The following is a 13,457-nucleotide window of genomic DNA, read 5'->3' on the forward strand; positions in this document are numbered from 1 at the left end:
CGACCCAAGAAAATTGAAGACCTGAATGGATCGTCTCGTCGCCCTTGCCGTCAACCGGCGCTTCCTGATGGTCGGGATGTTCTTCGCCGTGCTGATCGGCGGCCTGATCGCGTTCAACCAGCTCAACATCGAGGCCTATCCCGATCCGACGCCGCCGATGGTCGACATCGTGACGCAGAGCCCGGGCCTGTCGGCGGAAGAGATCGAGCGCTACATCACGATTCCAATCGAGACCCAGGTCGCGGGTCTGAAGAACCTCACGACGATCCGCACCATCTCGCTCTACGGCCTCTCCGACATCAAACTGCAGTTCTCCTTCGCCTACACCTATGACGAGGCGCAGCAGCAGGTCTTGAACCGGCTGGCGCAGCTCGCGCCGCTGCCGGGCAATGTGCAGCCGCAGATCTCGCCGCTCAGCCCGATCGGCGAAATCTTCCGTTACCGCCTCGTCGGCCCGCCGAACTACAGCGTGCTCGACCTCAAGACCATCCAGGACTGGATCCTCCAGCGCCGCTTCCGCGCCGTACCCGGGGTCATCGACGTCACCGGCTGGGGCGGCAAGAGCAAGACCTACGAGCTCCAGGTCGACTTCAACAAGCTCGTCGCCAACGGCCTGACGCTGCCGCAATTGCTCCAGGCGGTCAGCAATTCCAACGTCAATGTCGGCGGCAACACCGTCAATATCGGCCAGCAATCGGCCGTGGTACGCGGCGTCGGCCTGATCCGTTCGATCGACGACCTCGCCAACACCATGGTCTCGCAGACCAACGGCAATCCGGTGTTGGTCAAGGACGTCGCCACCGTCACTGTCGGCCAAAAACCCCGTCTCGGCATTGCCGGCATCGACGATTCCGACGACATCGTGCAGGGCATCGTCCTGATGCGCCGCGGTGAGCAAAGCTCGCCAACCATCAAGCGCGTCCACCAGCTCGTTCAAACCATCAACAACTCCAGCATCCTGCCGCCCGGCGTGCGCATCGAGCGCATCTACGATCGCGGGGACCTGATCGAACTCACCACCCACACCGTGTTGCACAACATGGTGGTCGGCATCCTGCTCATCGTACTGTTGCAGTGGATGTTCCTCGGCGATCTCCGCAGCGCGCTGATCGTCGGCGCCACCATTCCGTTCGCGCTGTTCTTCGCCGTGATCATCCTGGTGCTACGCGGGGAATCCGCGAATCTGCTGTCGGTCGGCGCGATCGATTTCGGCCTCATCGTCGACGCCACCGTCATCATGGTGGAAGCGATCTTCCGCCGCCTGACGCAGACCACGCCGGTGTCGGAATCCGAGCAGATGTCGCCCGAGACGCTGTTCGGCATGAAGAGCCACGCCATCCTCAGCGCCGCCGCCGACGTGTCGCGCTCGATCTTCTTTGCCGCCGCCATCATCATCGCGGCGTTCCTGCCGTTGTTCACGCTGTCCGGCGTCGAGGGCAACATCTTCGGGCCGATGGCGCGCACCTATGCCTATGCGCTCGCCGGCGGGCTGCTCGCGACCTTCACGATTACCCCGGCGCTGTCCGCGATCATTCTGCCTGCGCATCTCGAGGAGACCGAGACGAGGGTCATGCGGATCCTGCACCGGATCTACATGCCGGTGCTGAATTGGGCCGTCGCCAACCGCGGCATCATGCTCGGCGGCGCGGTCGGTCTCGTGCTGATGACGGTGGCGCTCAGCCGCCTGCTCGGCCTCGAATTCCTGCCCAAGCTGGAAGAGGGCAATCTCTGGATCCGCGCCACGCTGCCGCCGACCATCTCGCTCCAGGAAGGCAACACCTACGTCAACGAGATGCGCAAGCTGATCCGTGCCCGGCCCGAGGTGGAATCCGTGGTGTCGCAGCATGGCCGCCCCGATGACGGCACCGACGCGGCCGGCTTCTTCAACGCCGAGTTCTTCGCCCCCCTCAAGCCCGCGAGCCAATGGCCGGGGACGCACGACAAGGAAGAGTTGACCGCGCAGCTATTGAAGCAGCTCGACGATCGCTTCCCAGGCGTCGAATTCAACTTCTCGCAATATCTCCAGGACAACGTCTCCGAAGCCGTCTCGGGCGTGAAAGGCGAGAACTCCATCAAGCTGTTCGGCAGCGATCTCCAGGCGCTCACCGACACCGCCAACAAGATCAAGTCGGTGCTGGCGACCGTGCAAGGCGTCACCGACCTCGCGGTGTTCACCTCGCTCGGGCAGCCGACCATTCAGATTGACATCGACCGTGCCAAGGCCGCGCGCTATGGGCTCGCGCCGGGCGACATCAACGCCACCATCAAGGTCGCGATCGGCGGCGATACCGCGGGCGATCTCTACGAGCCGGGCTCCGATCGTCACTTCCCGATCATCGTCCGCCTCGCGCCGGAATATCGCAGGAGCGCCGAGGCGATCCAGAATTTGCGCATCGGCGCGCCTGGCCCCAACGGCACCGTCACGCAGATTCCCCTGAGCGAGGTCGCCACCATCAGCCTCGTCTCCGGTGCCGCCTACATCTATCGCGAGCAGCAGGAACGCTATCTGCCGATCAAGTTCTCGGTGCGCGAGCGCGACCTCGGCAGCGCGATCCGCGAGGCGCAACAGAAGGTCGCCGAGCAGGTGCAGCTGCCGCCCGGCGCGCACATGGACTGGGTCGGCGAGTTCGGCAATCTCCAGGACGCCATCCGCCGGCTGTCGATCGTGGTGCCGATCTCGCTGGCGCTGATCGGCGTGCTGCTCTGGTTCAATTTCGGCTCGATGACCGACACGCTGCTCGCCATGAGCGTGATTCCGATGGCGATCTTCGGCGGCGTGCTCGGTCTCTTGATCACCGGCACCGCCTTCAGCGTCTCCGCCGCGATCGGATTCATCGCGCTGTTCGGCATTGCGGTCATGGACGGCATCATCATCCTGTCGCAGTTCAACCAGCTCATCGAAGAAGGCATGGACCGCGTGAGCGCGGTGATACGCACCGGCGAGTTGCAGCTCCGGCCGGTGCTGATGACCTGCGTCGTTGCCGGCGTCGGCCTGCTGCCGGCGGCGCTGTCGGAAGGCATCGGCTCGCAAGTGCAGAAGCCGCTCGCCGTCGTCGTCGTCACCGGCATGATGCTCGCGCCGGTCGTGATCCTCGTGACCTTGCCGGTCCTGATCTCCTTCTTCTCCCGCCGCGCGCGCTGATCGCGCGCCGTCGCCGCGCCTCAGAATCCGTAGAGACGCGCGGGATTGTCGACCAGGATCTTCTTGCGCACCTCCGCATCCGGCGCCCACACCGGAAGCTGGTTGAGGAGCCGGCCGTCTTCGATCTGATAGAAGGGCGCGATGTCGGTGGGCTTGCGTCCCTCGACGGGGCTGGAATCCGGATGCGGCCAGTCGGTGCCCCAGACGATGCGGTCCGGGTTCGCCGCGATCAGCGCCCGGGCATAGGGCACCATGTCCTGATAGTCGGGCGCGAGGTTCGACGAGCGATAGGCTCCCGAGATCTTCACATAGGCCTTACCGGATTTGACGAGCGCGATCAGGTCGGAGAATCCCGGCTGCTCCAGTCCGAGCGACGCCTCGAGGCCGCCGAAATGGTCGAACACAGCCGGCACAGGCGAAGCCAGCACGAGCTCCTTGATCGCCGAGATCATCGGCAGCGTGGTGTAGAGCTGCACGTGCCAGCCGCGTGCCTTCATGCGCTCGACGGCGGCGGTGAAGCGCGCGCGGCCGACATTCGGATCGCTGACGCCGCCGGTGGCGAGATTGATGCGACTGCCGCGAAAACCGTCCGCCTGCATCGCGTCGAGCTGGGCTTCCGTGGTCTTGTCGTCGATCACGGCCACTCCGCGTGCGGTCGCGCCGCGCGCCTTCATGCCGAACAAGGTGGAGGAATTGTCGGTGCCATAGACGCTCGGCGTCACGATCACGACGCGCTCGATATGCAGCGCCTTGTGCAGCGCCGCCATTTCCTCGGGGCTTGCCGGTTCCGGCGTATAGACGCGCCCCGCGAAGAACGGAAACTTTTCGACGTCACCATGGATGTGCGTGTGGCAATCGCAGGCAAGGGCCGGAACGTCGAAATCGACCGGCGTCGCGGGCTGCGCCGCACGGGCGTGAGCTTTGTTGGTCATGGCTACTCCGGCGGCAAGGGAGGCAAGCAGGACGCTGCGTCGGTTGAGCATGGTTCTCTCCCTGCTTCGTTATTTTTGAGGTGGGACCGGAACAATATCACATCAGCCGGGTAGCCGCTCCGCTTCACTGCATAGCTGCTCGACAAGATCCGCAAGCCGGCGTGAGCCGTCGATGCGCACGACCGGGCAGGGCAGGCCCGCGAGCCAGGCTTCATCTTTTGTGAGACTGCGGCCCTCGCGATCGCCGGCTTCGTAGCGCGAGGCCCATTCGACGAACGACTCCGTCTCCTCGTGACGCCAGCCGCCCTGTGCGACGGCATCAGCTCCGAAATGCGTAGCCTCGCGGCCACGCAGGCGCTGCAAGCGAAGCTCGCGCGGTGTCGTCACAAAGACGACAAGATCGAAGAACGGGACGAGTTCGTCGCCCCAGCCGGTGACGGTTCCGCTCAGCACCCAGTCGAGACGCGGCAGAAACATCTCGCGCATCAGGCGCAGGCGCTCCGCGGCAGGGCGCGTCGTCTGGTGGGGCGGCACGGTCGGCAGCCAGAAATAATCGTCGCTGTCGTGATGCGGCAGCGCAAGCCGGCCGGCGAGCGCGCGACCGAGCGTCGTCACGCCGGAGCCCGAAGCTCCCATCAGATGGATGCGGCGGCTCTTCATCGGCATCAGGCCAGACGATTTGAAACTACTGCCCCGACGGCGTGCGCAGGCCGTGCCAGGCGTCGCGGACCTGCTGGTAATGCACCTCGGGCAGATAGTCCGGCGTGTTGAGGCTGAGCGTCTTGACGTCGAGATGGCCGACGGCGCTGAGCAGCGTGTAGGAGGCGATGACGCGGTCGCGCAGTGCGCCGATCAGGCGGGCCTTGGCCTGGATCAAATCGGCCTGCGAGTTCAGCACGTCCACCGTCGTGCGCTGCCCGCCGGCGGCCTCGCGCTGCACGCCCTGGAGCGCGACGGTCGCCGCCTTCACCTCTGATTCGGAAGCGGAGACCGTGATCTTGGCGCCCTCATTGGCGACCCAGGCGCTGGTCGCCGCCGTGCGCGCCTGGTTGCGGACCTGGTCGAGCACGAGCCGGCTCTGCGCCGTGATCTCCTTGGCCTGTCGGGTCTGTGCGGCGGCCTGGCCGCCGTCGTAGATCGGCGCGGTGACGTTGGCGACGATCGAGGCCTGGTCTTCGGCGATGGTGCTCAGCGTCGGGTCGTTGCTGCGGCTCTTGCTGGCACTGCCCTGGAGACTGGCGCTCGGCAGCAGCGCGCCCTCGGCGACGCGGATGTTGGTCGAGGCGACATCGACGTCGAAGCCCGCCGCCATCACCGCTGGATGCTGGCGGATCGCCGTCGTCAGCGCATCCTCGCGGCTCTTCGGCAGATAGCGGTCGACGACTTCGGCGGGCCGAAGCTGCGATGGCGCATTGCCGATCACCTGCGCGTAGACCGCCTGGCTCACCGCCAGCGCGACTTCCGCGGCGTTGAGGTCGGCGAGCCCCCGGCTGAGCCGCGCCTCGGCCTGGGCGCTGTCGGTCGGCGTGACGTCGCCGGCGTTGAGGCGGCGTTGGGTGACGGCGAGCGTCTCGCGCAGGAACGCGACGTTGGAGCGTTGCGCCTCGACCAGTGACTGGTTGGCCAGCACGTTGGTGTAGGCGGTGACCGCGTCGAGCAGCACGCCTTGGCCGACATTGCGCAGCGCCTCGCGGCCGGACTGCACCTGAAGTTCCGCAGCGCGGACGCTGTTGGCGGTGCGGAACCCGTTGAACAGGGTCTGCGTCACGGTGACGCCGATGATCCACGGCTTCAGATTGGCGGTCTGGATCGTGTTGTCGGGCAGCAGATTGCGCACCGATTGCAGGCCGGCGCTGAGGCTTGCCACGATCTGCGGCCGGTAGCCGGCGAGGGCCTGCGGCACGTTTTCATCCGTGGCGCGTTGCCGCGCGCGCTCGGCATTGAGCTGCGGGTTGGTCTGGTAGGCCTTGGCGAGCGCCTCCGGCAGGGCTTCCGCCCATGCGGCGGAGGGCAGGGCGCAACAGAGCGCCAGCGTGGTCCATGTCGCAAGCACAGGACCCACGCCCGATCGATGCCGCGTCATCACGCGACCAACTCTGGCGGCACGCCCAATCATGTAATCCTGCTAAACCCCGGCTGTCCGCCCCCGCCGACGGTGGCCTCTTAACTGTTTAACCAGCCGGGGTCCCGCAGGCAAACTGCCGCGGGGAAAACCCCCATCTATTCCGTGCTTGTTGCAGGCGCGTCACAGGGTTTCTGCACCAGAGCGGCGAAGCCTTACACCAGCCTGACCGCTCGCGGGCATTACCGGTTCTTGTTGACAGGCTTGCGCTTCTCGATGAACGCCGCCATGCCCTCGGAGCGGTCCTCCAGCGCGAAGGTCGCGTGAAACAGGTTGCGCTCGACGCTCATGCCTTCGGCGAGCGTGGTCTCGAAGGCGCGGTTGACCGCTTCCTTGGCCATGGCGACGGCGGGCCGCGACATCGATGCGATCTTTTCGGCGGCTTCCATGACCTCGTCCATGAGCTTGTCGGCGGGCACGATGCGGCTGACGAGGCCTGAGCGCTCTGCTTCCGCCGCATCCATCATGCGGCCGGTGAGGCAGAGGTCCATCGCCTTCGACTTGCCGATCGCGCGGGTCAGGCGCTGGGTGCCGCCGATGCCGGGAATGGTGCCGAGCGTGATTTCGGGCTGCCCGAACCTGGCGGTGTCGGCGGCGATGATGAAGTCGCACATCATGGCGAGCTCGCAGCCGCCGCCGAGCGCATAGCCCGCAACCGCGGCGATGGTCGGCTTGCGGCAGCGCGCGACGCGATCGCCGCCGATCGCGGCGAAATCCTCGGAGAACATGTCGATGAAGCCTTTCGGCTGCATCTCCTTGATGTCGGCGCCGGCGGCAAAGGCCTTCTCGCTGCCGGTCACGACGATGCAGCCGATGGCGTCATCGGCCTCGAGATCGTCGACGGCCGCGGCGATCTCGCGGAAGACGCCGAAGGAGAGCGCATTGAGCATCTTCGGCCGGTTCAGCTTGATGATGCCGACCGCGCCTTTGCTCTCGACGATGATGTGTTCGAACGTGCTCATGCTCCACCCACGCGTTTGATTGGGCGGGCAATGTGCCCGCTGGCGCGGTGGGCTTCAAGGGCCGAAAAGCTGTCGGAACGAGGCCGTCCGGAACGCGCGGCGAGACGCGCGTTCCGGACGAGGTCCCTCACCCCAAAATCAGGCCAAAAACCAGGCCAAGCATCAAGCGAAGAACATGCGTGCGGCAGACGCCAGCGTCAGCAGCGTGCCGACGCCGATGAAGATCTTGCCGATCAGCGAGCTCTGGTCCCAGGCCGAGCTGTGGCTGCTCGCCATCACCGGCGCCGGCCGCGCGTCGGTTGCGGCGATCACCGCCTTCTGTGCCGGCGGGTCCTGTTGGAGGGCGCGGTCGATGTCGTTGAGCTGATCGGGCGCCACCACCTGAGCCTCGTCATTCGGCGCGGTGGTATTATCGGCTGCAGCCTGAACGTTGTCGTTGGCGCGGCCGGTCAACGCGGAGGCCGCGGCAGCCGTCGGCGTATCGGCTGCGGCGATCTGCGCGTTGGCGTTGGCGACTGCCGGCGGCATCTGGCTCAAGGCCGGCACGTCGTTTTCGGCCTTCGCCGCGCCGTCCTTCTTGTCGGCCTTGTCGTCGGATTTCTGCGCCGTCTTGCCGCTGTCGCGGTGGCGCGATGCATGGCGCCGCTGCTTGCTCGGCTTGACTGCGTCGGCCTGGTTGCCCGCGCTGTCCGATTGGCTGCTTGCGGCTGAACTCGGTGCCGCCTGTGCAGCGGCTCCGACCAGCACGAAAAGGCCGGCAAGAAGAATCAGTGCGGCGCGCCCGCTGGCTTTCATCATGTTGACGATCTCCCCAATTCCGCCTGTCCCGGGACCGAACAGAGCCCCTGGGGCGTGACCACAGCGGGGCAAAAAATGGGAATCTTCGGGCTATCCCGGGCAAAAGCGGGGCAAACCGCCGCCTCGCAACCGGCCGCCGGATGCGGACGGGACCGATCGGTGTTATGAGCCGTCGCGGGTTTCGACGGCCGCATCGCGTGGCGAGGCACGGCGCAGATCACGAAGTCGTGATCTTTCTGGTGCCGGCGTAACAAACTGAAAGAGCTGCCGAATTGCATGGTGAGGGCGCGTGCGCGGACGTGAGGACGAGTGGACCGGCCTGATGCGGTCGGCCATGGCAGGCGATGATGCGGCGTATCATCGCCTGTTGAAGGCGGTCACGCCTGTGCTGCGCGCTGCCGCGAGGCGGGGTCTGGCGCGGGCCGGGCAGCCTCCCGACCAGGCCGAGGATATCGTGCAGGAGATTTTGTTGGCGGTGCATCTGAAGCGGCACACCTGGGACAGCGAAGCCCCCTTCGCCCCGTGGCTGTTTGCGATCGGGCGCAACAAGCTGATCGATGCGCTCCGGCGGCGGGGCCGGCGGGTCTTCGTCAACATCGACGATTTCGCCGAGACGCTGCCGGGCGAGGCACCGCAGGAGACGGCCTCGGCGGCCGAGGTCGCAACGCAGCTCGACACGCTGCCGCAGCGCCAGCGCGACGTGCTGCAGTCGATCGCCGTCGACAGCGCTTCGATCAAGGACACGGCGTCAAAGTTTTCGATGAGCGAAGGTGCGGTGCGGGTCGCGCTGCATCGCGGACTTGCGGCGCTGACTGCCAAACTGCGGGACCACTAGTCATGGATACCGATCAACTCATTCGCTCGCTCGCGGCCGACAACGCCCATCGCGCGCCGCGCGTCGGTGCCGTGCTGACGATGGCGCTGCTGGTGGCGGCGCCGTTCTCGATCCTGATCTTCGCCAGCTTCCTTGGCGTGCGGCCCGACGTGATGACCGCGATGCATAATCCGTTCTTCGACACGAAGTTCGCGGTCACGCTGTCGCTTGCGATTCCCGCGATCATCGTCAGCCTGCATCTGTCGCGGCCCGAAGCCTTGATGCGCGGCTGGGGCTGGCTGCTGCTGCTTCCCGTCGGCCTGCTTGCGGTTGCGATCGGCGGCGAGACCATGATGGCCCCGGCGATGCCGATGACGATGCGGCTGGTGGGCAAGAACTCCCGGGTGTGCATGCTCGCGATCCCCGCGATGTCGCTGCCGCTGCTTGCGGGCGCGCTGTTCGGCCTGCGCCACGGCGCGCCGTCGCATCCTGCACTCGCCGGCGCGCTCGCCGGCCTGCTGTCGGCCGGCCTTGCCGCAACGCTCTACGCCTCGCACTGCACCGACGACTCGCCGCTGTTCGTCGCGACCTGGTACACGATCGCGACGGCACTCGTGACCGCGATCGGCGCCTACGCGGGTTCGAAAGTTTTGCGCTACTAGCGGCGGCGGCCTCACGCCGCCGGCGTCGTGCCCTGCTGCATGCGGTGGAAGCGCAGCACCTGCTGCGCGGTCGATGAGCGCAGGGCCTCGTAGGCATCGCGCAGCGTCAGCATGTCGGTCTTCGAGCCGCCCGAGAGCTTTTCGCGCATCGCGATGATCGCGCGGACGCTCGACCATTGCATGCCCGCGACCTTGGCGAGAACCATCACGCCCTCGTTGCGGCTCTCGATCATCATGTTCTCGGCGGTCTCGACCGCGACGCCCGCGAGTGCTGCGAGCCCCGCATTTGTCTCGTCGAACTTGCCCTGCTCGGCGAAGCTGGTGACCTGAAACTCGTTGAGACGACCGTCCTCGTGCAGCGATCTCACCAGCGCGCGCGCCATTTCGGTCTGCCTGGTCATGGCGGCGGCGCGGACCCGATGGGTCGCTTCCTGGACCACGCTGGACACTTCGTCCGCGAGCTCCGGATGCGCGGTCTCGAGCTTCCTGCGCACGCTCAGGGACGCCTTGGCGATCAGCTTCAGGTAGTGATGGCGCGGCAGGTCGGGCCGCAGGCCGATGCAGGTGGCGAGGTCATCGTCGCGTTCGGCGCGCGTGACGAGGTCGGTAAAACTTCCCTCGGAGAGCTGCGCGCCCGGATTGCTGACGGTCGATTGCACGACGTCTTCGTTGCCGCGCGCCACCAGCACGTCGGTCAGCGCTTCCGACAGCACCCGCCGCAGCGAGATCGCCTTGAGATGCGCCTGGCCCCTGGTGCGCGCGATCTCGATCAGGGTCGCCTCGTCCAGCCGTTCCGATTTCGAGAGCACGGGGCCGGAGACCTCGATCACCTCGTCGAGCGCGAGGGTGCGGATGATCCTGGGCGGCGCGGCCGCGATCGGCGCGAGACGGTTGGCGAGCAGCGCTCTCGCCGAGGTCTCGATCTGCTCGATCAGGCACTGGAACACGTCGTCGAACACCCTGATGTGCTCGTCGGAATAATCCACCGCATTGTTGATGAAGAGATCGGTGACGCGGCGCAGGGCCTCGACCCGGCGCGCGACGGTGCCGTGCGAGAGCGCGGTCTGCAATTCATCAAGCAGGTTCTCGGATGGTTTGTCGGATTTCGATCTCATGGCCCTGTCCTGGAGCGTTCGGTCCGGCTGCGGCTTCTGCGCAGCCAGGAAAAAATGGATTAGTCAGCTCGTTGCAATACGGTTGCGCCCTTGCGCCTTGGCGGAATAAAGCGCGCTGTCGGCGCGTGCGAGAAACGTGTCGGCAGTATCGTTGTCGCGCAGCGTCACGACGCCCGCGGAAATCGTCACCCGCATGCCGGGGGAAAATGCGCTCCAGTCGAGATCGGCGACGATGCCGCGCAGCCGCTCGAGCATGCGCCCAGCTGCGCCGCCGTCGGTGCCCGGCAGCAGCAGCAGAAATTCCTCGCCGCCATAGCGGCCGAAAAAGTCGGCCGGGCGGATATTTGCAAAAATGGTGATGGCGAAGGTGCGCAGCACCTCGTCGCCGACGGGGTGGCCGTGGGCGTCGTTGATGCGCTTGAACCAGTCGAGGTCGATCAGCGCGATGGCGCAAGGTGCGGACGCCTGCTGCGACTTTTCGACCTCTGCATCGAGCAGCCGCATGATGCAGCGGCGGTTGTAGGAGCCGGTGAGCTCGTCGAGCTCGGCGAGCTCCTCGATGCGCTGATAGGCGGCCTTCAGCTCGATGCTGCGCCGGTACAGGACCTTTCGCAGTGTGGCACCGAACAGGCCGAGGAAGGCGCACTGGCCGATCACCAGGACGAAGCACAGCATCGAGGCGGTCCGCTGGAGCTTCGTGGCGACTGGCATGCCGATCGGCAGGTCGGAGGCGAGGAAGACGGCCGCGAGGCAGGTCGTCGCGATCGCCCAGGTGAACATCGCCTGCGCCGAGGTCATGCGCAGCGTGCCGAAGGCGAAGATCAGGAACAGCACGCTGATGAAGGCGATGCCGAGGGTCGGCACCGACACCAGGAAGATGAACTGCAGCGCCATGTGCGCCGAGATCTGGAAGACGGTGAGATAATGGTCGCTGTGTCTGTCGCCGACGCCGGCTTCCGACATCACGACGAAGATGCCGATGATCATCAGGCCGCCGACCCAGAACAGCGACGGAACGTTCATCGGGACGACGCCGTCATGGGCATAGATCAGCAGCACGAAGGCGCCGAGCGAGTAGCTTGCGACCTGGCCGACATACATCTGCCGGCGTTGCCGGACCCGGCGTGCTCGTACCTCGGGCGCAGCCGCGTCGGGCATGAGAACGAGATCCGCGACCTCAGCGGCATTCCTCTCCGGTAAGGTCGTCGCGGCCGTGCTCATTGTCCCGCCAAGGGTGAATGTCGCCCAAAAATCTACGCGGCAAGCCTTTAGGTTTGGTATCCTTCGAAATCGAATCCAAACGGTGCAGCGCGCAACAGGGTGACAGCGGCCGGCGGGGAAATTTGCCGGCGATTAGGCATCGTTGGCGACGGGGTCGAGCCAAAGCAGGGCTTGGTGAGACATACGTCGTGCAGGGCTGCTATGGTTCCATCATGTCGGGCCGTCCGCGCCGGACGGCATTGCGCAGGGAATTCTTCATTACTATGTTACCGTTATCGAGCGAGCCGGCCAACCGCCGCGGGTGGCAAAAGGAAAATTCGCGTATGTGGGGTAGATCACACAGACCCCCGTGTGACTGCGGTAGGCTGAAGAATTTCGCCCCGCCCGTCGAACCGTCCGCCGCGCCGACCCGACCAACTTTGCGAGACGGGCATTGAGCGTGACACAGGCGGCTTCGGACGAGGTCCTCATCGCCAGGATCGCTCAAGGTGACCGGCTCGCCATGCAGGTGCTGTACGGGCGGCACCATGTCAGGGTCTACAGGTTCGGGCTAAGGCTCGTGCGGGACGAGCAGGCGGCGGAAGACCTCATCAGCGAGGTGTTTCTCGACGTCTGGCGTCAAGCCGGCAAGTTCGAGGGTCGATCCGCCGTTTCCACCTGGCTGCTGGCAATCACCCGATTCAAGGCCCTGTCTGCGCTCCGGCGCAGGAAGGACGTTGGGTTGGACGACGAAGCTGCCAACGCGATCGAGGATTCGTCTGACGATCCGGAAATCGCGGTGCAGAAAAAGGATACCAGTGAAGCGTTGCGGGAGTGTCTGACGGGCCTCTCGCCGGACCATCGGGAAATCGTCGATCTCGTCTACTACCACGAGAAATCCGTGGAAGAAGTGGCCGAAATCGTCGGTATTCCGGAGAACACTGTGAAGACGCGCTTGTTCTATGCGCGCAAGAAACTGGCCGAACTGCTGAAGGCAGCCGGCGTTGAGCGAGGCTGGCCATGATGGCATTGAGCAAAAAGATGCTGGAGCAAGAGCCCAGTGAAATTGAACTGCTGCTGCCCTGGCACGCCGCCGGCACGCTGAACACGCGTGACGCTCGCCGCGTCGAGGAAGCGCTGGCGCGTGATCCGGCGCTTGCAAAGCAATATGCCGCGATCCGCGGCGAGTACGAAGAGACCATCCATCTGAACGAGAGCTTGGGGGCTCCGTCGGCGCGGGCGATGCAGAAGCTGTTCGCCGCGATCGACGCCGAGCCGGCGCGGCCGGTCGGTTCGCTGCCGCTCTCGGCGCGCATCGCGACCTTCTTCTCGAGCCTGTCGCCGCGTACGCTGGCCTGGTCGGCGAGCCTGGGTGCCATCGCGCTGCTGCTCCAGGCCGGCATCATCGGCGCCGTGCTGATAAAGACCCAGCCCGCGACCTTCGAGACCGCTTCGCTGTCGGTCGGCGCGCCGATCACGCGTGAGCTTGGAGCTCCACCTGCGCGCGCGCTGGTGCGCTTCACGCCCGAGGCGCGCGTCGCCGACATCACCGCGCTGCTCGACAGCTACCAGGCTTCGATCATCGGCGATGCCAAGGGCGGCATGTTCCGTCTCCAGTTCGACAAGGCGATGGGCCGGGACGAGCTCGCCTCGCTGCTCGGCAGGATGTCGCGCGAGAAGTTCGTCAACCTCGCCGTCGCGGCGCCGTAA

12 protein-coding genes are annotated in these 13,457 nt (G+C 65.8%); 5 read left to right on the plus strand and 7 right to left on the minus strand.

Going from position 1 to position 13,457, the window contains the following annotated elements:
- Nucleotides 1–25: 25 nt before the first annotated feature.
- Nucleotides 26–3,142, plus strand: a complete 3,117-nt coding sequence (locus AB7245_RS14555; RefSeq protein WP_439034361.1) for an efflux RND transporter permease subunit — start codon at nucleotides 26–28, stop codon at nucleotides 3,140–3,142.
- Between the two features lie 20 nt (nucleotides 3,143–3,162).
- On the opposite strand, the gene AB7245_RS14560 is transcribed toward AB7245_RS14555, so the two are convergent.
- The 5 genes from AB7245_RS14560 to AB7245_RS14580 all read right to left on the minus strand — a co-directional run bounded on the left by AB7245_RS14560 (nucleotide 3,163) and on the right by AB7245_RS14580 (nucleotide 7,956).
- Nucleotides 3,163–4,125, minus strand: a complete 963-nt coding sequence (locus tag AB7245_RS14560; RefSeq protein WP_085403869.1) for an amidohydrolase family protein — start codon at nucleotides 4,123–4,125, stop codon at nucleotides 3,163–3,165.
- A gap of 51 nt (nucleotides 4,126–4,176) precedes the next feature.
- Complete coding sequence (locus AB7245_RS14565; RefSeq protein WP_085403969.1) at nucleotides 4,177–4,734, minus strand: hypothetical protein; 558 nt, start codon at nucleotides 4,732–4,734, stop codon at nucleotides 4,177–4,179.
- Between the two features lie 25 nt (nucleotides 4,735–4,759).
- Nucleotides 4,760–6,190, minus strand: a complete 1,431-nt coding sequence (locus tag AB7245_RS14570) for a TolC family outer membrane protein (RefSeq protein ID WP_094184354.1) — start codon at nucleotides 6,188–6,190, stop codon at nucleotides 4,760–4,762.
- Nucleotides 6,191–6,378: 188 nt separating this feature from the next.
- Complete coding sequence (locus AB7245_RS14575; RefSeq protein ID WP_085403867.1) at nucleotides 6,379–7,158, minus strand: enoyl-CoA hydratase; 780 nt, start codon at nucleotides 7,156–7,158, stop codon at nucleotides 6,379–6,381.
- A 162-nt stretch (nucleotides 7,159–7,320) separates the two neighbouring features.
- Complete coding sequence (locus AB7245_RS14580) at nucleotides 7,321–7,956, minus strand: hypothetical protein (protein WP_085403866.1); 636 nt, start codon at nucleotides 7,954–7,956, stop codon at nucleotides 7,321–7,323.
- Nucleotides 7,957–8,245: 289 nt separating this feature from the next.
- Between AB7245_RS14580 and AB7245_RS14585 the strand changes: the two genes are divergently transcribed.
- Nucleotides 8,246–8,791 carry a sigma-70 family RNA polymerase sigma factor gene (locus tag AB7245_RS14585; protein WP_028146986.1) on the plus strand — a complete coding sequence of 182 codons (546 nt, stop codon included), beginning with the start codon at nucleotides 8,246–8,248 and terminating at the stop codon, nucleotides 8,789–8,791.
- Nucleotides 8,792–8,793: 2 nt separating this feature from the next.
- Nucleotides 8,794–9,432: an NrsF family protein gene (locus tag AB7245_RS14590; protein ID WP_085403865.1), complete on the plus strand. Its 639-nt coding sequence runs from the start codon at nucleotides 8,794–8,796 to the stop codon at nucleotides 9,430–9,432.
- An 11-nt stretch (nucleotides 9,433–9,443) separates the two neighbouring features.
- On the opposite strand, the gene AB7245_RS14595 is transcribed toward AB7245_RS14590, so the two are convergent.
- Together AB7245_RS14595 and AB7245_RS14600 are read right to left on the minus strand one after the other, a co-directional pair.
- A complete protein-coding gene (locus tag AB7245_RS14595; protein WP_085403864.1) occupies nucleotides 9,444–10,547 on the minus strand; it encodes a DUF2336 domain-containing protein in 1,104 nt (367 codons plus the stop codon).
- A 63-nt stretch (nucleotides 10,548–10,610) separates the two neighbouring features.
- Complete coding sequence (locus AB7245_RS14600) at nucleotides 10,611–11,768, minus strand: GGDEF domain-containing protein (RefSeq protein ID WP_085403863.1); 1,158 nt, start codon at nucleotides 11,766–11,768, stop codon at nucleotides 10,611–10,613.
- A gap of 433 nt (nucleotides 11,769–12,201) precedes the next feature.
- Here AB7245_RS14600 and AB7245_RS14605 point away from each other — a divergent pair, with 433 nt between their 5' ends.
- Nucleotides 12,202–12,771, plus strand: coding sequence for a sigma-70 family RNA polymerase sigma factor (locus tag AB7245_RS14605; RefSeq protein WP_008140099.1), 570 nt, complete (start codon nucleotides 12,202–12,204; stop codon nucleotides 12,769–12,771).
- On the plus strand, nucleotides 12,768–13,457 hold the full coding sequence (locus AB7245_RS14610; protein WP_085403862.1) for a hypothetical protein: 690 nt from the start codon (nucleotides 12,768–12,770) through the stop codon (nucleotides 13,455–13,457). The genes AB7245_RS14605 and AB7245_RS14610 overlap by 4 nt, the downstream gene beginning before the upstream one ends.

The organism is Bradyrhizobium sp. 604_D8_N2_3 (assembly GCF_051810765.1).
Classification (GTDB): Bacteria; Pseudomonadota; Alphaproteobacteria; order Rhizobiales; family Xanthobacteraceae; genus Bradyrhizobium; species Bradyrhizobium barranii.